We start from the raw sequence: 19,267 nt of genomic DNA, 5'->3' as shown, positions 1-19,267 counted from the left end.
GGGCCCCGGTACGGTCGGAGGGCCCCGGTAGGGCCGGGGGACCGGTCAGCCCCGGGCGGCCGCGGTCCGCAGGGCGATGCGGTCCTCGCCCGCGTACACGTTCATGGAACCGCCCCGCAGGAAGCCCACCAGTGTCAGGCCCGTCTCCGCGGCCAGGTCCACGGCCAGCGAGGACGGGGCGGAGACCGCCGCCAGGACCGGGATGCCGGCCATCACCGCCTTCTGAGCCAGCTCGAAGGAGGCCCGGCCGGAGACCAGCAGGATCGTCCGGGACAGCGGGAGTCTCCCGCCCTGCAGGGCGCGGCCGACGACCTTGTCCACCGCGTTGTGCCGGCCCACGTCCTCCCGCACGTCCAGCGGCTCGCCCTCCTCGTCGAACAGCGCCGCCGCGTGCAGACCGCCGGTGCGGTCGAAGACCCGCTGGGCCGCGCGCAGCCGGTCGGGCAGGCTCGCCAGCAGCTCCGGTTCCAGGCGCAGCGGGGGAGTGTCGGCGAGGGGGTGGCGGGCCGTGGTGCGCACCGCGTCCAGGCTCGCCTTGCCGCACAGGCCGCAGGACGAGGTGGTGTACACGTTGCGCTCGAGCGTGATGTCGGGGATCACCACACCCGGGGCGGTCCGCACGTCCACCACGTTGTAGGTGTTCGACCCGTCGGCCGTCGCCCCCGCGCAGTAGACGATGTTCTCCAGGTCGGACGCGGTCGCCAGCACTCCTTCGCTCACCAGGAACCCGGCCGCCAGCGCGAAGTCGTCCCCCGGCGTGCGCATGGTGATCGCCAGTGGTCTGCCGTTCAGCCGGATCTCCAGGGGCTCCTCGGCGACGAGCGTGTCCGGGCGGCTGGACACCGCCCCGTCCCGGATGCGGATCACCTTGCGTCGTTCCGTGACTCGTCCCATGTCCCCAGTCCCGATCAGTCCCGGTTGCGTACGTGCCGGCAGCCGAAGCGTCCCTCGACGCACGGGTTGCCGTGGGCCACCGGGTCGTCGTGCGGCGAGGTGACCTTCACGATCTCATTGTCCTGCACGTGCGGGGTGACGTCGCGGCCCGCGCCGCAGTACGCGCACACGGTCGTCTCCGTCCGCTTCGACTCGTCCCACGTACCCGCCGCCCGCATGCCGAACTCCGACCCGAACGACAGCGCGCCCGCGGGCGCACCTCGATGCGGTTCCCGCAGTACGCGCACGCCGAGCCGGTGGTCCGGCCCCTCGAGGGAGAAGCGGGTGCCTTCCGGGAGGCGGAAGCCGACAAGCCCGGCACCCGTTTCCTGTCGCTTCACCTGCCCCCGTACCCGTGAGTCACTGATCAGACTGGTGCATCCCGCAACCGACCCATGAGGGGGATCCACCCATGAACGGCTCGCGCATCGCCGCCGTCGGCCACTACCGGCCCGCCGGGGTGCTCACCAACGAGGACCTGGCGGGCATGGTGGACACCAGCGACGAGTGGATCACGAGCCGGGTGGGCATCCGCACCCGTCACATCGCGGGCCCCGACGAGCCGGTCGACGAACTGGCCGCGCACGCCGCCGCCAAGGCGCTCGCGTCGGCCGGCCGGACGCCCGCCGAGATCGACCTGGTCCTGGTCGCCACGTCCACCGCGATCGACCGCTCGCCCAACATGGCCGCCCGGGTCGCCGCGCGCCTCGGCGTCCCCGGACCCGCCGCGATGGACGTCAACGTGGTGTGCGCCGGGTTCACCCACGCCCTGGCCACCGCGGACCACGCCGTGCGGGCCGGCGCCGCGAGCCGGGCCCTGGTCGTCGGCGCCGACAAGATGTCCGACGTGGCCGACTGGACCGACCGTTCCACCTGCGTGCTCGTCGGCGACGGGGCGGGCGCGGCCGTGGTGGAGGCCTGCGGGGAGAGCGGGATCGGTCCGGTGCTGTGGGGTTCGGTGCCCGAGATGGGGCACGCGGTGCGGATCGAGGGGACACCGCCGCGGTTCTCCCAGGAGGGGCAGAGCGTCTACCGCTGGGCGACCACACAGCTGCCGTCCCTCGCGCGCCGGGCCTGCGAGAAGGCGGGACTGGCGCCCGAGGACCTCGCGGCCGTCGTGCTGCACCAGGCCAACCTGCGGATCATCGAACCCCTCGCGCGCAGGATCGGCGCCGTCAACGCCGTCGTCGCCCGCGACGTCACCGAGTCCGGCAACACCTCGGCCGCGAGCATCCCGCTCGCCTTCTCCCGGCTCGTCGAGCAGGGCGCGGTGTCGACCGGCGACCCGGTCCTGCTGTTCGGCTTCGGCGGGAACCTGTCCTACGCGGGGCAGGTCGTGCGCTGTCCCTGAGCGTCCCCGCGTTCTCCTCCCGCGCCGGTGTGACGAGGCCGGCTCTCCCCTCCCCGGCACGGTGCGCGCCGCAGCCTGTGGACGAAAGACAGTCACCACCGGCGCGCGGTGACACCGGCCTTGCGGTGGTGCACGGCCGCCCCGCCGGGGAGGGGGGCCGTGATGTCGTCGACAGGACTGCCCCAGGGGGCGGTGCCCGGGCTCGAACGGCCCGGCCCGCTGCGCGACCGTGTCCACGGGGCACTGCTCGAACTCGTCACCACCCGCGCCCTCCGGCCCGGCCGGCATCGCGTCGGGAGCGAACTCGCCGGTCACCCGGCTCATGCGCGAGCACACCGAGCACACCCGGCGTTCCTCCCGCGCACGGGCGAAGTCCTGGACCGGTCCGGCGTGGTCCGCCGGACCGGCTCCGGAAGGCTCCGGAGGGCTCCGGGGTGCCTTCCGGAACCCCTTTGTCCTGTGAGTGGAAAAAGTGAGGGGCAATTCCTGCGCGACTTCTTCCCAGCCCGGGCAGCCGCTGCTACTTTCCCTTCGAAAGCACGCCACAGACGTGGCCGGAAACCGGCGCGCACAGGCCGATCGAGGCGGGGAGGGGCTCGTGAGACGCATGACAGCGCGACCCGCGAACGCCCACCAGGCCCGACTGCTCAGGCTGTTGCGCGACGGCGGCCCCAACTCCCGCGCCCAGCTGGGCGACCAGGTCGACCTCTCGCGGTCGAAGCTGGCCGTGGAGGTGGACCGGCTGCTGGAGACGGAGCTGGTCGTGGCCGACGGACTCGCCGCCTCGCGCGGCGGCCGGCGTTCCCACAACATCCGGCTCAACCCGCACCTTCGTTTCCTCGGCGTCGACATCGGCGCGACCTCGGTCGACGTCGCCGTCACCAACGCCGAGCTGGAGATCCTCGGGCACATCAACCAGCCCATGGACGTCCGCGAGGGGCCGGTCGCGGTCTTCGAACAAGTACTGGCCATGGCCGCCAAGTTGAGGGCCTCGGGGCTCGCGGAGGGGTTCGACGGCGCCGGCATCGGCGTCCCCGGCCCGGTCCGCTTCCCCGAGGGCATCCCGGTGGCCCCGCCGATCATGCCGGGCTGGGACGGCTTCCCCGTGCGGGAGGCGCTCAGCCAGGACCTCGGCTGCCCGGTCATGGTCGACAACGACGTGAACCTGATGGCGATGGGGGAGCAGCACGCGGGCGTCGCCCGCACCGTCGCCGACTTCCTCTGCGTCAAGATCGGTACCGGCATCGGCTGCGGCATCGTCGTCGGCGGTGAGGTCTACCGCGGTACGACGGGCAGCGCGGGCGACATCGGGCACATCCAGGCCGTGCCCGACGGCCGCCCGTGCGCCTGCGGCAACCGGGGCTGCCTGGAGGCCCACTTCTCCGGCGCGGCCCTCGCCCGGGACGCCACGGAGGCCGCCCAGCAGCGGCTCTCCGCCGAACTCGCGAGCCGCCTGGAGACGAACGGCACGCTCAGTGCCGTCGACGTCGCCGCGGCGGCCGCCGCGGGGGACGCGACCGCCCTCGACCTGATCCGTGAGGGCGGCACCCGCACCGGTCAGGTCATCGCCGGCCTGGTCAGCTTCTTCAATCCCGGCCTGGTGGTGATCGGCGGCGGGGTGACCGGTCTCGGCCACACCCTGCTCGCCGCGATCCGCACCCAGGTCTACCGCCAGTCGCTGCCCCTGGCGACCGGCAACCTGCCCATCGTCCTGGGCGAGCTGGGCCCCACCGCCGGCGTCATCGGCGCGGCCCGGCTCATCAGCGACCACCTGTTCTCACCCGCGTAAGCGACCGCCCGTCCCACCCGCGCACGTCACTGACCGTTCCACCCGCGCAAGCGACCGCCTGTTCCACCGCGCAAAGCCCCACCGCTCCTCCGACGCACCGGCCCCACCGCACCCGAACAGCTCACCGGCACCACGCCCCCGCTCCGCTCCGCCCTGCCTGAAAACGCTTGCCCCGCGAGGGGATCGCCCTGAATCCGGCCCGTACGCCCGCCGAGGGGAATCCGCATGGCACCAGAACCACCGCTGCTCAGCATGACCGGCATCACCAAGTCGTTCCCCGGAGTCCGGGCCCTGGACGGCGTCGACCTCGACGTCCAGGCCGGCGAGGTGCACTGCCTGCTCGGCCAGAACGGCGCCGGGAAATCCACCCTGATCAAGGTGCTGGCCGGCGCCCACCAGCCCGACACGGGCACCATCCGCTGGCGCGGGGAAGCGGTCACGCTCCGCTCGCCGATCGCCGCCATGCGCCTCGGCATCGCCACCATCTACCAGGAACTCGACCTGGTGGAGCACCTGTCGGTCGCCGAGAACGTCCACCTCGGCCACGAACCCACGGCCGCCGGCTTCGTCGTACGGGGGAAGGCCGCGCGGGCCTCGACCGCCCGGCTGCTGGGGCGGCTCGGGCACCCGGAGATCGACCCGGCCCGCCTGGTCGGGGAGTTGTCGGCGGCACAGCAGCAGATCGTGTCGATGGCGCGGGCGCTGTCCCACGACGTCCGCCTCATCGTGATGGACGAGCCGTCCGCCGCCCTCGACCCGGACGAGGTCGACAACCTCTTCCGCATCGTCGCCGACCTCACCGCCGACGGAGTCGCCGTCGTCTACATCTCGCACCGGCTGGAGGAGATCCGGCGCATCGGCGACCGGGTGACCGTGCTGAAGGACGGCCGGGCCGTCGCCGGCGGACTGCCCGCGAAGTCGACGCCGACCCGCGAGGTCGTCGCGCTGATGACGGGACGCAACGTCGAGTACGTCTTCCCGGAGCGGCCCGCCTCCGTGCCGGAGGCCGAACCGGTGCTCACCGTCGAAGGGCTGTCCCGCCAGGGCGAGTTCGCCCCCCTCGACCTCCAGGTGCGTCCCGGCGAGATCGTCGGGCTCGCGGGGCTCGTCGGCTCCGGGCGCTCGGAGATCCTCGAGACGATCTACGGCGCCCGCAGGCCGGACACCGGCCGGGTCCTCGTCGGCGGGCGTCCCCTGAAGCCGGGCAGCGTGCGGGCGGCCGTGCGGGCCGGGCTCGGGCTCGCCCCCGAGGAACGCAAGGCGCAGGCGCTGCTCATGCTGGAGTCCGTCACCCGCAATGTGTCGGTCTCCTCCATGTCCCGCTTCTCGCGGGGCGGCTGGATCGACCGCGGTGCCGAACTGGGGGCGGCACGCGCGGCGACCCGCGAGCTGTCGCTCAGGCCCGACAACCCCGACGTGCCCGTGCGCACCCTGTCCGGCGGCAACCAGCAAAAAGCCGTGCTCGCGCGCTGGCTGCTGCGCGGCTGCCGGGTCCTGCTCCTCGACGAACCCACGCGCGGCGTCGACGTGGGCGCCCGCGCCGAACTGTACGCGGTCGTCCGCCGGCTGGCGGACGAAGGCCTCGCCGTGCTGCTGGTCTCCAGCGAGGTGCCCGAGGTGCTCGGCCTCGCCGACCGCGTCCTGGTGCTGCGCGAGGGCCGGGTCGTCCACACGGCACCCGCCCGCGAACTCGACGAACACCGTGTACTCGACCTGGTCATGGAAGGAAGCCCGGCGTCATGACGCAGCCCGTCTCCCCGCCGCGGGACAGCACCGACAAGGTGCCGTCGGCAGGCGAACCCCCCGCCTGGCGCGCCGTGTTGTTCCGCGCCGACGTCCGCACCCTGTCACTGCTCGGCGTACTCGCCGTGCTGGTCCTCATCGGCGGCATCACCAAACCGGACCAGTTCCTCGACACCCGCAACCTGCAACTGGTCCTCACCCAGGCCTCCGTCATCGGTGTCGTCACCGTCGGCATGACCTTCGTCATCATCTCCGGCGGCATCGACCTGTCGGTCGGCGCGATCGTCGCCCTCGCCTCGGTGTGGGCGACCACGGTCGCCACGCAGGAGTACGGCTTCGGCGGCATCCTGTTCACCGCCGTCGCCGTCGGAGTGGGGTGCGGCCTGGTCAACGGGGTGCTCATCGCGTACGGCGGAATGGTCCCGTTCATCGCCACGCTCGCCATGCTGGCCTCGGCCCGCGGTCTCGCCCTGCAGATCACCGACGGGCGGACCCAGATCGTCACCGTCGACGGCGTCCTCGACCTCGGCGAACGCGACGCCTACATCCTCGGCATCCCGCCGCTGGTCCTGGTGTTCGCCGCGGTCACCGTCATCGGCTGGCTGGTGCTCAACCGGACCACCTTCGGCCGCCGCACCGTCGCGGTCGGCGGCAACGCGGAGGCCGCCCGGCTCGCCGGCATCGACGTACGCCGCCAGCGGCTGTACCTCTACCTGCTGTCCGGGCTGTGCTGCGGCATCGCCGCCTTCCTGCTGATCGTCCTGTCCGGCTCCGGCCAGAACACCAACGGCAACCTCTACGAACTCGACGCCATCGCCGCCGCGATCATCGGCGGAACCCTGCTCACCGGAGGCCGCGGCACCATCGTCGGCTCCGTCCTCGGCGTCCTGATCTTCACCACCATCACCAACATCTTCGCCCTGAACAACCTGCAGAGCGACGTCCAGCAGATCGCCAAGGGCGCGATCATCGTCGCCGCCGTGCTGGTCCAGCGCCGTACCGCGAGCACGACCTGAGGAAAGGGTTCACCGCCATGCCACAGCCCACGCCTTTCGCGAGCCGCAGAGGGCTCCTGTTCGGAGCCGCCGCCGTGTCCGCCGGTGCCTTCCTCACCGGCTGCACGAGCAACGAGTCCGACGACGACAAGCCGGCCGCGAACGACCAGCCCGCCGCCGACGACAAGCCCGGCAAGCCGGTCACCATCGGCTTCGCGGGGCCGCAGGCGGATCACGGCTGGCTCAACGCCATCAACGACAACGCCAAGAAGCGCGCCGAGAAGTACTCCGACGTCACCCTGGAGATCACTGAGGGTTCCAACGACACCGCCCAGCAGATCGGCCAGATCGAGACCCTCATCAACAAGAAGGTCGACGTGCTGGTGGTGCTGCCCGCCGACGGCAAGGCACTCACCCAGGTCGGACTGAAGGCGATGCGCGCCGGCATCCCCGTGGTCAACCTCGACCGGATCTTCAACTCCCCCCAGGCGTACCGCTGCTGGATCGGCGGCGACAACTACGGCATGGGTCTGAACGCCGGTCACTACATCGGCGAGAAGCTCAAGGACAAGTCCGATGCCCGGGTCATCGAACTCGCCGGCCTCGACAACCTGGAGCTCACCAAGCAGCGCACCCAGGGCTTCGACGACGCCCTGAAGAACTACCCCAACATCAAGAAGGTGGCCCGCCAGGCCGCCGACTTCACGGTCGAGTCCGGCCAGGCCAAGATGGCCCAGCTGCTCCAGGCCCAGCCGGAGTTCGACGCGCTGTGGAACCACGACGACGACCAGGGCGTGGGCGCGCTGCGCGCCATCGAGCAGGCCGGACGCGACGACTTCCTGATGGTCGGCGGCGCGGGCGCGCTCTCCGCCTTCGAGGCCATCAAGGCCGACAACGGCGTCCTGAAGGCGACCGTCCTGTACCCGCCGACGATGGCCGCCTCCGCGATCGACCTCGCCCGCGCCCTCGGCCAGGGCAAGGGCGTCGGCGGCCTCGCCGAGTACGAGATCCCCGCGTCGCTCACGCTGTACTCGGCCGTCGTCGACAAGGAGAACGTGGACCAGTACATGTCCACCGGCTTCAAGTGAGGAGCCCCGCCCCACGGGCCTGACCAGCCCACCGGGCGGGGCCCACCCCCCACCCGCCACGACGACGAGGAGGACATCCGTATGGCACAGCCGCAGCAGTCAGAAGGGGCAGACACGGGGAAGCCACCGCTGCGCGTCGGCATGGTCGGCTACGCCTTCATGGGCGCCGCCCACTCCCAGGGCTGGCGCACCGCGGGCCGCGTCTTCGACCTGCCGCTGAGCCCCGAACTGGCCGTGATCTGCGGCCGGAACGCCGACGCCGTGCGCGCGGCGGCCGACCGGCACGGCTGGGCGGCCACCGAGACCGACTGGCGCGCCCTGATCGAACGGGACGACGTCGACCTCGTCGACATCTGCACCCCCGGCGACAGCCACGCCGAGATCGCGCTGGCCGCCCTCGCCGCCGGCAAGCACGTGCTGTGCGAGAAGCCGTTGGCCAACACCGTCGCCGAGGCCGAGGCCATGGTCCGCGCCGCCGAAGAAGCCGGAGCCCGGGGCACGCTGGCGATGGTCGGCTTCAACTACCGCCGGGTCCCCGCGACCGCGCTGGCCCGGCGGATGGTGGCCGAGGGCCGCGTCGGCGCCCTGCGGCACGTACGGGTGACATACCTCCAGGACTGGCTGGTGGACCCGGAGTTCCCGCTCACCTGGCGGCTGCGCCGCGAGCATGCCGGATCCGGTTCGCTCGGCGACCTCGGCGCGCACATCGTCGACCTCGCGCAGTACCTGGTCGGCGAGCGGCTGGCGGGCGTCTCCGCGCTCACCGAGACCTTCGTGCGGGAGCGTCCCCTGCCCACCGCGGCCGGCAGCGGCCTGACCGCCGTCTCCGCCGGCGGCACCGGGCAGGTCACCGTGGACGACGCCGCCCTGTTCACCGGCCGCTTCGCCTCCGGCGCCCTCGCCTCCTTCGAGGCCACCCGCTACGCCACCGGACGCAAGAACGCCCTGCGCATCGAGCTCAACGGCGAGCGGGGATCGCTGGCCTTCGACCTGGAGCGGCTCAACGAGCTGTCGTACCACGACGGTACGGAGCCCGGGGCGCACGCCGGTTTCCGCCGCATCCTCGTCACCGAGCCCGACCACCCCTACCTGGACGCCTGGTGGCCGCCGGGCCACGGCCTCGGCTACGAGCACACCTTCGTGCACCAGGCCCGCGACCTCGTCCACGCCGTCGCCGAGGGCCGTACACCCGAACCCTCCTTCGCCGACGGGCTGCAGGTGCAGCGCGTGCTGGCCGCCGTGGAGGAGAGCGCCGAGAAGAACTCCGTCTACACGCCGATCGCCGCCTGAGGAGGACGGACACCACATGCCGCGCACCTTCACGCTGTTCACCGGCCAGTGGGCGGACCTGCCCCTGGAGGAGGTCTGCCGACTCGCCCGCGACTTCGGCTACGACGGCCTCGAACTCGCCTGCTGGGGTGACCACTTCGAGGTCGACAAGGCCCTCGCCGACCCCTCCTACGTCGCCTCCCGCCACCAGCTCCTCGACAAGTACGGCCTCAAGTGCTGGGCGATCTCCAACCACCTGGTCGGCCAGGCCGTCTGCGACGCCATCATCGACGAACGCCACCGGGCCATCCTGCCCGCCCGCATCTGGGGCGACGGCGAACCCGAGGGCGTACGGCAGCGCGCCGCCGCCGAGATCAAGGACACCGCGCGCGCCGCGGCCCGCCTCGGCGTCGACACCGTCATCGGCTTCACCGGCTCCGCCATCTGGCACCTGGTCGCCATGTTCCCGCCCGCTCCCGAGTCGATGATCGAGCGCGGGTACGAGGACTTCGCCGAGCGGTGGAACCCCATCCTGGACGTCTTCGACGCGGAGGGCGTGCGGTTCGCCCACGAGGTGCACCCCAGCGAGATCGCCTACGACTACTGGACGACCGTCCGCACCCTGGACGCGGTCGACCGCCGGCCGGCCTTCGGCCTCAACTTCGACCCCTCCCACTTCGTGTGGCAGGACCTCGACCCGGTCGGCTTCCTGTGGGACTTCCGCGACCGGATCTACCACGTCGACTGCAAGGAGGCCCGCAAGCGCCTCGACGGACGCAACGGCCGCCTCGGCTCCCACCTGCCCTGGGGCGACCCGCGGCGCGGCTGGGACTTCGTCTCCGCCGGCCACGGCGACGTCCCCTGGGAGGACGTCTTCCGCATGCTGCGCTCCATCGGCTACCGGGGCCCGGTCTCGGTCGAGTGGGAGGACGCCGGCATGGACCGGCTCCAGGGCGCCCCCGAGGCGCTGACCCGCCTGAAGGCGTACGACTTCGACCCGCCCAGCGCGTCCTTCGACGCAGCGTTCAACAGCTGATCCGCGCGCCCGGCGGCAGGCCGGGAACGGGGGCCGGAACATCCGCCGGTCCCCGGCCCGACCTGCCCGGGTCCTGCTTTGTCCTGCGCTGGGAAAAAGTTCAATCAGCTCTGAGCCAAGGGGTGTTCGGTCCGGATGAACGCGGCTACCGTCCCTGAAGTGTTCAGGACAACCATGCCTCCGGGGTGACGGCGCACCCCGGCGCCCGCACCGCACGTCTTCGCACCCATCCCGTACGGCCCATCCCGTTCCCGGAGGGACTTCGTGCACAGAAGCAGACTCAAGAGCACCACAACCACGAGGCGTCCCAGACTTCGCACCACCCTCGCCCTGTTCACCGGCCTGATGCTGGCCGTGGGCGCCCCGGCGACGGTCGCCGGCGCCCAACCGGAAGCCGATGAACCGGCAGCCGCCGAGGGCCAGTTCCAGCAGGTACCGCTCGCCAAGGGCGAGCCCGAGACGGGTGAGCCGATGTCGCTCGCCGTGCTCCCGGACCGCAGCGTCCTGCACACCTCGCGCGACGGCACGCTGCGCCTCACCGACCAGGGCGGCGTCACCAAGGTCGCCGGCAAGCTCGACGTCTACAGCCATGACGAGGAGGGCCTGCAGGGCGTCGGCATCGACCCGGACTTCGAGAACAACCGGGCGATCTACCTCTACTACGCCCCGCCGCTCGACACCCCCGCGGGCGACGCCCCGGAGACCGGCACCGCCGAGGACTTCAAGAAGTTCGAAGGCGTCAACCGCCTCTCCCGCTTCGTCCTCAACCCCAACGGCACGCTGGACATGGCCAGCGAGAAGAAGGTCCTGGACGTCGCGGCCTCCCGCGGCACCTGCTGCCACGTCGGCGGCGACATCGACTTCGACGCCGAGGGCAACCTCTACCTGTCCACCGGCGACGACACCAACCCCTTCGCCTCCGACGGCTTCACGCCGATCGACGAGCGTCCCGACCGCAACCCGGCCTTCGACGCCCGCCGCAGCTCCGGCAACACCAACGACCTGCGCGGCAAGATCCTCCGCATCAAGGTCGCCGAGGACGGCTCGTACACCATCCCGGAGGGCAACCTCTTCCCCCCGGGCACCGAGAAGACCCGCCCCGAGATCTACGCGATGGGCTTCCGCAACCCGTTCCGGATGAGCGTCGACGACCAGACCGGCACCGTCTACGTCGGTGACTACGGTCCCGACGCCGGCGCCGCCGACCCGAACCGGGGTCCGGCGGGACAGGTCGAGTTCGCCAAGGTCACCAAGGCCGCCAACTTCGGCTGGCCGTTCTGCACCGGCGACAACGACGCCTACGTCGACTACGACTTCGCCACCAAGACCTCCGGCGAGAAGTTCGACTGCAACGCCCCGAAGAACACCTCGCCGCACAACACCGGTCTCACCGACCTGCCGCCCGCCCAGCCGGCCTGGATCCCGTACGACGGCGGTTCCGTGCCCGAGTTCGGCAGCGGCTCCGAGTCCCCGATGGCCGGCCCGGTCTACCGCTACGACCCGGACCTCGACTCCTCGGTGAAGTTCCCCGAGGCCTACGACGGCGACTTCTTCGCGGGCGAGTTCGGCCGCCGGTGGATCAAGCGGATCGAGCAGAACGAGGACGGTTCCGTCGCGAGGATCAACGACTTCCCGTGGACCGGCACCCAGATCATGGACATGGAGTTCGGCCCCGACGGCGCGCTCTACGTCCTGGACTACGGCGTCTCCTGGTTCCAGGGCGACGAGAACTCCGCGCTGTACCGGATCGAGAACGCCGAGGACGGCTTCTCCCCGATCGCCGAGGTGAGCGCCGACAAGACGTCCGGCGCGGCCGGCCTGAAGGTCAAGTTCACCGCCTCCGCCAAGGACGCCGACTCCCCGGACCTCACCTACAGCTGGGACTTCGGCGACGGCACCAAGGGCGAGGGACTCACCCCCACCCACAAGTACAAGAAGGTCGGCACCTACACCGCGACCTTCACCGCGAGGGACCCCGAGGGCAACACCGGCAACGCCAGCGTCCGGATCGTGGTCGGCAACACCGAGCCCAAGGTGAGGATCGAGGTCCCGGGCAACGGCAGCCTGGCCGCCTTCGGCGAGCCCGTCCCGTTCAAGGTGACCGTCACCGACCCCGAGGAGAAGGTCGACTGCTCCAAGGTCAAGGTCGTCTACAGCCTCGGCCACGACTCCCACGCCCACGAGCTGACCAGCGAGACGGGCTGTGAGGGCACCCTGAAGCCGCCCGCCGGGGACGGCGGTCACGACCCCAACGCCAACATCTACGGTGTCGTCGGCGCCGGCTACACCGACGGCGGGGCGAACGGCCAGGAGGCCCTGACCGGCACCGCGCGCACCGTGCTCCAGCCGCTGCACCGCCAGGGTGAGCACTTCACGACGCAGCAGGGCGTCGCGGTCATCGACAAGACCGGCGCCAACGGCGGCAGGACCGTCGGCGACATCCACGACGGCGACTGGATCTCCTTCAGCCCCTACCGGTTCGACGGGCAGAGGAAGATGACCGTACGGGCCTCCTCCGGCGGCGCGGGCGGCTTCATCGAGCTGCGCACCGGATCGCCCGACGGACCGCTGCACGGCTCGGCCTACATCCCGCCGACCGGCAGCTGGGAGACCTTCCAGGACGTCGACGTGCCGCTGCGGTCGCTGCCCAAGCGCACCACGGAGATCTACCTGGTCTTCAGGGGCGGCGAGGGCGCACTGTACGACGTGGACGACTTCGAGTTCTCCACCCAGCCGTTCAAGGGCGGCAAGAAGGTCCTGGTCTTCTCCAAGACCGCCGGCTTCCGGCACGACTCCATCCCGGCCGGCATCGCCGCGCTGAAGGAGCTCGGCGCCCCGGCCGGCATCACGGTCGACGCGACCGAGGAGGCCAGGCAGTTCACCACGGCCAACCTCGCCAAGTACGACGCGGTGGCCTTCCTGTCCACCACCGGTGACGTCCTCAACGCCGAGCAGCAGAAGGCGTTCGAGAACTACGTCGCGGGCGGCGGCGGCTACATGGGCATCCACGCCGCCGCCGACACCGAGTACGACTGGGAGTTCTACGGTGGTCTCGTCGGTGCCCACTTCGACTCGCACCCGGCCATCCAGAAGGCCACCGTGCGCGTCGAGGACCACGACCACCCGTCCACCGCGCACCTGGACGAGGCGTGGGAGCGCACCGACGAGTGGTACAACTACCGCACCAACCCGCGTGAGCAGGCCAAGGTCCTCGCCACCCTCGACGAGACGACCTACGAGGGCGGCACCATGAAGGGCGACCACCCGATCGCCTGGTGCCAGAGCTACGGCGGCGGCCGCTCCTTCTACACCGGTGGCGGCCACACCAAGGAGTCCTACGCCGAGGAGGCCTTCCGCGCCCACCTGCTCGGCGGTCTGCAGTACGCCACCGGTCAGGTCAAGGCGGACTGCAAGCCGGGCAAGGGCTACCGGGAGATCTTCAACGGCCAGACCCTGGACGGCTGGAAGCAGGCCGGCCCCGGCAGGTTCGACGTCAAGGACGGCACCCTGGAGACCGAGGGCGGCATGGGCCTGCTCTGGTACCAGGCCAAGGAGCTGAAGTCGTACTCCCTCAAGCTCGACTGGAAGATGCGGGGCGACGACAACTCCGGAGTCTTCGTGGGCTTCCCGGCCTCCGACGACCCCTGGTCCGCGGTGAACAAGGGCTACGAGATCCAGATCGACGCCACGGACGCGCCCGACCGCACCACGGGCTCCGTCTACTCGTTCAAGTCGGCGAACATCAAGGCCCGTGACCAGGTCCTGCGTCCGCCCGGCCAGTGGAACTCCTACGAGATCAAGGTCCAGGGCGAACGCCTCCAGGTGTTCCTCAACGGAGTCAAGATCAACGACTTCACCAACAAGGACCCCGAGCGGAGCCTGACCGACGGCTACATCGGCCTCCAGAACCACGGCGCCGACGACCAGGTCTCCTTCCGCAACATCCAGCTGAAGGAACTGCCCTCCTAGGGCGACACGAACGGCGGCGGGCGGAGGACGCCGGACCTCCGCCCGCCGTCCCGCCGGGCCCCGCGCCCGGCACCCCGCTCGTCCGCTTCCGACGCTCGCACCCGGTTCGCGTACGACAAGGAGGCTGCCCATGTCCGCCGAACCGTCCCTCCCCACCCCCTCCTCGGCCCCCCGCTTCGGCGTCTGGCTCATCGGGGCGCGCGGCTCCGTGGCCACGACCGCGATCGCGGGCTGCGCCGCCGTCGCCGCCGGGCTCCATCCGCCGACCGGCATGGTCACCGAGACCCCCGGCTTCACCTCGTGCGGTCTGCCGGCGCTGTCGTCCCTCGTCTTCGGCGGCCACGACACCACCGACTGCCCGCTGCCCAAACGCGCCGAGCACCTCGCCGCCGGCGGCGTCCTGCCGCACGGCCTGCCGTCCGCCGTGCACGCCGAACTCGTCGCCGCCGACCGGGAGATCAGGCCCGGTGGCCCCCTGCCCGGCGACACGGACGGCGGCTCGGGCCGTACCCACGACGAACTGATCGACGTGTTCGCGGCCGACATCCGTGACTTCGTGCGCCGCCAGGGCCTTGCGGGCGCCGTCGTGGTGAACGTCGCCTCCACCGAGCCCGCCCCCACCGACGGCACGCTGCCGCCCAGCTCCCTCTACGCGGCGGCCGCCCTGCGCGCCGGCTGCCCCTACGTCAACTTCACCCCCTCCACGGGCCTGCACCACCCGGCACTGGCTCCGCTCGCCGAGTCCTCGGGCCTGCCGTACGCGGGCCGCGACGGCAAGACCGGGCAGACCCTGTTGCGCTCCGTGCTCGGCCCGATGTTCCTGCAGCGCGCCCTCGCCGTGCGCGCCTGGTCCGGCACCAACCTCCTGGGCGGCGGCGACGGCGCCGCCCTCGCCGACCCCGCGGCCGCCGCCGCCAAGAACGCCGGCAAGGAACGCGTCCTCGCCGACACCCTCGGTGCCGCGCCCCAGGGCGAGGTCCACATCGACGACGTGCCCGCGCTCGGCGACTGGAAGACGGCCTGGGACCACATCGCCTTCGACGGCTTCCTCGGCTCCCGCATGATCCTGCAGACCATCTGGCAGGGCTGCGACTCCGCGCTCGCCGCCCCGCTCGTCCTCGACCTGGCCCGCCTGGTCGCCCGCGCCCGGGAGAGGGGCCTGTCCGGCCCGCTGCGCGAGCTGGGCTTCTACTTCAAGGACCCGGTCGGGGACGGCCCGTCGTCACTGGCCGAACAGTACGCGGAGCTGAGGCGCTTCGCCGAGCGGCTGCGGGACGGCGCCGACGACCGCGGGACGCAGCGGTGAGCCGCACGGTCGCCACGGCGCAGGACACGCCCGCGCCGGCCGGAGCGACAGAGGCAGACGGCCCGACCCCCGAGAACGCCGCCCCGCCCCCCGGCGGCGCCGCGCCCCGCACGCCCCGCCGCCGCTCCGGCCGCGCGGGTGCCTGGGCCGAACTGCTGCGCCTGCCCGCGCTGTTCACCGTCCCCGGCGACGCCCTGGCCGGCGCGGCGGCGGCCGGCGCGCGCCCCGGGCCCCGCACCCTGCTCGCCATCGGATCCTCGCTGTGCCTGTACGAGGCCGGCATGGCCCTGAACGACTGGGCGGACCGCGCCGAGGACGCCGTGGAACGCCCGCACCGTCCGCTTCCGTCCGGCCGCGTCCGTCCGGCCGCCGCCCTCACCGCGGCCTGTGGCCTCACCGGCGCCGGTCTGGTGCTCGCCGCCCGTGCCGGCCGGCCCGCCCTCGCGGTGGCCGCGCCGCTGGCGGCGACCGTCTGGGCGTACGACCTGGGCCTGAAGCGCACCCCGGCGGGCCCGGCGGCGATGGCCGCCGCCCGGTCCCTGGACCTGCTGCTGGGCGCGGCCGCCACCGGCGGCGGCACCCGGGCGGCACTGCCCTCCGCCGCGCTGCTCGGCAGCCACACCCTCGCGGTCACGGCCGTGTCCCGCCGGGAGACCACCGGCGGCTCGGCCCTGGCCCCGCTGGCGGCGCTCGCGACGACGGGGGCGCTGACGCGGCTGGTCGCCCACCGCCGCACCCGACTCCCGGCAGGCCGGCGGGCAGCAGCCGCCCCCGGCCTGCCGGGCTCCGGCCCGGCCGAGGGCCCGCCCCGGGCCACCGGCGCCCTCGCCACCGCCCTGGGCGCCGCCTACGCCGCCACGGCCGCCCGTCCCTACCTCCACGCCACGCTCAACCCCTCACCCGTACTCACCCAACGCGCCGTCGGCAGTGGTGTCCGGGCCACGATCCCGCTCCAGGCCGCGCTCGCCGCCCGGTCCGGCGCGGCCGCCACGTCCCTCCTGGTCGCGGCCCTCGCCCCGGCCGGCCGGATGCTCACGAGGAGGACCGGCATGAGGAAGGTGAGCATCACGTGAGCCGGAACCCGAACCGGGGGCCGGACGGGAACGAGGCCGCGGGCCCGCGGCCGAACCCGGACGGCACCCCTCCGCTCCCTCTCCGCTTCGGCTACGGCACCAACGGCCTCGCCGACCTCCGGCTCGACGACGCCCTCGCCCTGCTCGCCGACCTCGGTTACGACGGCGTCGGGCTGACCCTCGACCACATGCACCTCGACCCGCTCGCCCCGGACCTCGCCGCCCGCACCCGCCGGGTCGCGCACCGGCTGGACGCGCTCGGCCTGGGCGTCACCGTGGAGACCGGGGCCCGCTACGTGCTCGACCCCCGCCGCAAACACGGACCGTCGCTGCTGGACCCCGACCCGGACGACCGCGCCCGCCGCGCCGACCTCCTCGTACGGGCCGTCCGCGTCGCCGCCGACCTCGGCGCGCACGCCGTCCACTGCTTCAGCGGCGTCCTCCCCGCCGGTACCGACGAGGACACCGCGTGGAAACGCCTCGCCGAGACCCTCACCCCCGTCCTGGACGCCGCCGCCACCGCCGGCGTCCCGCTCGCCGTCGAACCCGAGCCGGGCCACCTCCTCGCCACCCTCGCCGACTTCCACCACCTGCGCCGCGCGCTCGGCGACCCCGAGCCCCTCGGCCTCACCCTGGACATCGGTCACTGCCAGTGCCTCGAACCCCTCCCTCCCGCCGACTGCGTGCGCGACGCCGCCCCCTGGCTGCGCCACGTCCAGATCGAGGACATGCGCCGTGGCGTCCACGAACACCTCCCCTTCGGGGACGGCGAGATCGACTTCCCACCCGTCCTCGCGGCCCTCGCCGCCACGGGATACCGGGGCCTGACCGTCGTCGAACTGCCCCGCCACTCCCACGCGGGCCCCCACTTCGCCGCCCGCTCCCTCCCGTTCCTCCGCCGCGCCGCCCGGTCCGCGGCGCCGACCGCCCCCGCCCGCCCGCTCGCCGCCTCCCCGGACCCCGCCCCACCGCACGGCGATCCCTCCGCCACCCCCGAAGGGAGCAGCACCCCATGACCCGCCCCCACGCCACCCCGGCCACCCCGGAGGCAGACACCACCGGCGACCAGGCGTCCCCCCACACCCCGGGACGCCGGCCGGCCGACGGCACCACCCCCGGAGCCGGTGCGGCACCGGCCGCCGCCCGGAGCGGCAGCGTCCTCGCGCCCGCCCTCACCCCGCCCGCCCAGTTGCACCGCCACCTCGCCGAACGCCTGGACGGGGCCGCCCGCGCCTGGCTCGACCAGGCCCTCGACGAGGCCGCCGCCCACCCCGGCACCCACGGGCCCATCTCCGTCTGGGAGCTGCGCCTCGCCGAGGCCGGCCGCCGCTGCGGTCCCGCCCACGCCGACGCCGCCCGCGTCCTCGTCCTGCACGCGGCCCACGCCGACGTCGACGCCCTGACCCGGGTCTACCACCAGGGCACCGCCGACGAACGCCGCGCGGTCCTGCACGCCCTGCCGCACCTCGTACCCGGCCCCGACGCCCTCCCGCTCGTCGAGGACGCCCTGCGCACCAACGACACCCGCCTCCTCGCCGCAGCCGTCGGCCCGTACGCCGCACGGCACCTCGACGCCCACGCCTGGCGGCACGCCGTACTGAAGTGCCTGTTCACCGGCGTCGGCCTCGACCACGTGGCGGACCTGGACCGGCGCGCCCGGGGCGACGGCGAACTCGCCCGCATGCTCGGCGACTACGCCGAGGAGCGCACCGCCGCCGGCCGCACCGTCCCGGAGGACCTGCACCGCGTTCTGGCCCTGACCGAGTCCGCCACCGCCACCCCGGCGCACGGCACGGACCACCCCCACGGCAAGGAGTCCTGATGCGCATCTTCGACCCCCACATCCACATGACGTCGCGCACCACCGACGACTACGAGGCCATGTACGCCGCGGGCGTCCGCGCCGTCGTCGAACCCTCCTTCTGGCTCGGCCAGCCCCGCACCTCTCCGGCCTCCTTCCTCGACTACTTCGACTCCCTCCTCGGCTGGGAACCCTTCCGCGCCGCCCAGTACGGCATCGCCCACCACTGCACGCTCGCCCTCAACCCCAAGGAGGCCAACGACCCGCGCTGCACACCCGTCCTCGACGCGCTGCCCCGGTATCTCGTCAAGGACAACGTCGTGGCCGTCGGCGAGATCGGCTACGACTCCATGACCCCCGCCGAGGACACCGCCCTCGCCGCACAGCTCCAGCTCGCCGCCGACCACGGCCTGCCCGCGCTGGTGCACACCCCGCACCGCGACAAGCTCGCCGGCCTGCGCCGCACCCTCGACGTCGTCCGCGAGTCCGCGCTGCCGATGGACCGCGTGCTGATCGACCACCTCAACGAGACCACCGTCAAGGAGGCCAAGGACAGCGGCTGCTGGCTGGGCTTCTCCGTCTATCCGGACACCAAGATGGACGAGGAGCGGATGGTCGCCATCCTGCGCGCCCACGGCCCCGAGCAGGTGCTGGTGAACTCCGCCGCCGACTGGGGAAAGAGCGACCCCCTCAAGACCCGCAAGGTCGCCGACCTGATGCTCGCCGAGGGCTTCACCGAGGACGACGTCGACCGGGTGCTGTGGCGCAACCCCGTCGCCTTCTACGGACTCAGCGGCCGGCTGAACCTCGACGTCGCCGCCACGGACGCCACCCACGAGGGCAACTCCATCCTGCGCGGCGCGCCGAGAGAAGAGCCCCGGCCGGCCGGTGCCCCGGCCGCGGAGGCGTGAGCC

The 19,267-nt window shown here is 72.8% G+C and carries 14 protein-coding genes and 2 pseudogenes; 14 read left to right on the top strand and 2 right to left on the bottom strand.

The window, feature by feature from the left end:
- Positions 1 to 45 precede the first annotated feature (45 nt).
- Both fdhD and RIM90_RS07100 read right to left on the bottom strand, forming a co-directional pair.
- On the bottom strand, positions 46 to 894 hold the full coding sequence (fdhD, locus tag RIM90_RS07105) for a formate dehydrogenase accessory sulfurtransferase FdhD (RefSeq protein ID WP_309059710.1): 849 nt from the start codon (positions 892 to 894) through the stop codon (positions 46 to 48).
- 14 nt (positions 895 to 908) lie between these two features.
- A pseudogene (locus tag RIM90_RS07100) lies at positions 909 to 1,192 on the bottom strand (Fe-S-binding domain-containing protein); the annotation flags it as partial.
- Positions 1,193 to 1,345: 153 nt separating this feature from the next.
- Between RIM90_RS07100 and RIM90_RS07095 the strand changes: the two are divergent.
- The 14 genes and pseudogenes from RIM90_RS07095 (at position 1,346) to RIM90_RS07030 (ending at position 19,264) form a co-directional block, all read left to right on the top strand.
- Complete coding sequence (locus RIM90_RS07095; RefSeq protein WP_309059709.1) at positions 1,346 to 2,284, top strand: beta-ketoacyl-ACP synthase III; 939 nt, start codon at positions 1,346 to 1,348, stop codon at positions 2,282 to 2,284.
- A gap of 162 nt (positions 2,285 to 2,446) precedes the next feature.
- A pseudogene (locus RIM90_RS07090) lies at positions 2,447 to 2,599 on the top strand (GntR family transcriptional regulator); the annotation flags it as partial.
- Positions 2,600 to 2,891: 292 nt separating this feature from the next.
- A complete protein-coding gene (locus RIM90_RS07085; protein ID WP_309059708.1) occupies positions 2,892 to 4,073 on the top strand; it encodes an ROK family protein in 1,182 nt (393 codons plus the stop codon).
- Between the two features lie 225 nt (positions 4,074 to 4,298).
- Complete coding sequence (locus tag RIM90_RS07080) at positions 4,299 to 5,816, top strand: sugar ABC transporter ATP-binding protein (protein ID WP_309059707.1); 1,518 nt, start codon at positions 4,299 to 4,301, stop codon at positions 5,814 to 5,816.
- Positions 5,813 to 6,832 (top strand): ABC transporter permease, encoded by a 1,020-nt coding sequence (locus RIM90_RS07075; protein WP_309059706.1) that lies wholly within the window; start codon positions 5,813 to 5,815, stop codon positions 6,830 to 6,832. The genes RIM90_RS07080 and RIM90_RS07075 overlap by 4 nt, the downstream gene beginning before the upstream one ends.
- 17 nt (positions 6,833 to 6,849) lie before the next feature.
- A complete protein-coding gene (locus RIM90_RS07070) occupies positions 6,850 to 7,899 on the top strand; it encodes a substrate-binding domain-containing protein (protein ID WP_309059705.1) in 1,050 nt (349 codons plus the stop codon).
- An 81-nt stretch (positions 7,900 to 7,980) separates the two neighbouring features.
- Entirely contained in the window at positions 7,981 to 9,189 is a 1,209-nt protein-coding gene (locus RIM90_RS07065; RefSeq protein WP_309059704.1) for a Gfo/Idh/MocA family oxidoreductase, read from the top strand.
- Positions 9,190 to 9,205: 16 nt separating this feature from the next.
- Complete coding sequence (locus RIM90_RS07060; protein WP_309059703.1) at positions 9,206 to 10,204, top strand: sugar phosphate isomerase/epimerase family protein; 999 nt, start codon at positions 9,206 to 9,208, stop codon at positions 10,202 to 10,204.
- A gap of 264 nt (positions 10,205 to 10,468) precedes the next feature.
- Positions 10,469 to 14,173, top strand: a complete 3,705-nt coding sequence (locus tag RIM90_RS07055) for a ThuA domain-containing protein (protein WP_309059702.1) — start codon at positions 10,469 to 10,471, stop codon at positions 14,171 to 14,173.
- A 130-nt stretch (positions 14,174 to 14,303) separates the two neighbouring features.
- Positions 14,304 to 15,479, top strand: a complete 1,176-nt coding sequence (locus tag RIM90_RS07050; protein ID WP_309059701.1) for an inositol-3-phosphate synthase — start codon at positions 14,304 to 14,306, stop codon at positions 15,477 to 15,479.
- A complete protein-coding gene (locus RIM90_RS07045; protein ID WP_375165408.1) occupies positions 15,476 to 16,552 on the top strand; it encodes an SCO3242 family prenyltransferase in 1,077 nt (358 codons plus the stop codon). Before RIM90_RS07050 ends, RIM90_RS07045 begins: the two co-directional genes overlap by 4 nt.
- Positions 16,549 to 17,568, top strand: coding sequence for a sugar phosphate isomerase/epimerase family protein (locus RIM90_RS07040; protein WP_309059700.1), 1,020 nt, complete (start codon positions 16,549 to 16,551; stop codon positions 17,566 to 17,568). The genes RIM90_RS07045 and RIM90_RS07040 overlap by 4 nt, the downstream gene beginning before the upstream one ends.
- Positions 17,565 to 18,374 (top strand): EboA domain-containing protein, encoded by an 810-nt coding sequence (locus RIM90_RS07035; protein WP_309059699.1) that lies wholly within the window; start codon positions 17,565 to 17,567, stop codon positions 18,372 to 18,374. Before RIM90_RS07040 ends, RIM90_RS07035 begins: the two co-directional genes overlap by 4 nt.
- Positions 18,374 to 19,264, top strand: a complete 891-nt coding sequence (locus tag RIM90_RS07030) for a TatD family hydrolase (protein WP_309059698.1) — start codon at positions 18,374 to 18,376, stop codon at positions 19,262 to 19,264. Before RIM90_RS07035 ends, RIM90_RS07030 begins: the two co-directional genes overlap by 1 nt.
- The last annotated feature ends 3 nt before the right edge of the window (positions 19,265 to 19,267 follow it).

Source organism: Streptomyces sp., assembly GCF_031181555.1.
Lineage (GTDB): Bacteria > Actinomycetota > Actinomycetes > Streptomycetales > Streptomycetaceae > Streptomyces > Streptomyces fimbriatus.
The sequence above is the reverse complement of the archived record's forward strand: the minus strand, read 5'-3'. Positions and strand labels throughout refer to the sequence as shown.

Coding starts and splice junctions, on each gene's coding strand:
- RIM90_RS07065 (WP_309059704.1), top strand. CDS start 7,981: ATGGCACAGCCGCAGCAGTCAGAAGGGGCAGACACGGGGAAGCCACCG.
- RIM90_RS07030 (WP_309059698.1), top strand. CDS start 18,374: ATGCGCATCTTCGACCCCCACATCCACATGACGTCGCGCACCACCGAC.
- RIM90_RS07085 (WP_309059708.1), top strand. CDS start 2,892: ATGACAGCGCGACCCGCGAACGCCCACCAGGCCCGACTGCTCAGGCTG.
- RIM90_RS07095 (WP_309059709.1), top strand. CDS start 1,346: ATGAACGGCTCGCGCATCGCCGCCGTCGGCCACTACCGGCCCGCCGGG.
- RIM90_RS07050 (WP_309059701.1), top strand. CDS start 14,304: ATGTCCGCCGAACCGTCCCTCCCCACCCCCTCCTCGGCCCCCCGCTTC.
- RIM90_RS07060 (WP_309059703.1), top strand. CDS start 9,206: ATGCCGCGCACCTTCACGCTGTTCACCGGCCAGTGGGCGGACCTGCCC.
- RIM90_RS07080 (WP_309059707.1), top strand. CDS start 4,299: ATGGCACCAGAACCACCGCTGCTCAGCATGACCGGCATCACCAAGTCG.
- RIM90_RS07075 (WP_309059706.1), top strand. CDS start 5,813: ATGACGCAGCCCGTCTCCCCGCCGCGGGACAGCACCGACAAGGTGCCG.
- fdhD (WP_309059710.1), bottom strand. CDS start 894: ATGGGACGAGTCACGGAACGACGCAAGGTGATCCGCATCCGGGACGGG.
- RIM90_RS07035 (WP_309059699.1), top strand. CDS start 17,565: ATGACCCGCCCCCACGCCACCCCGGCCACCCCGGAGGCAGACACCACC.
- RIM90_RS07070 (WP_309059705.1), top strand. CDS start 6,850: ATGCCACAGCCCACGCCTTTCGCGAGCCGCAGAGGGCTCCTGTTCGGA.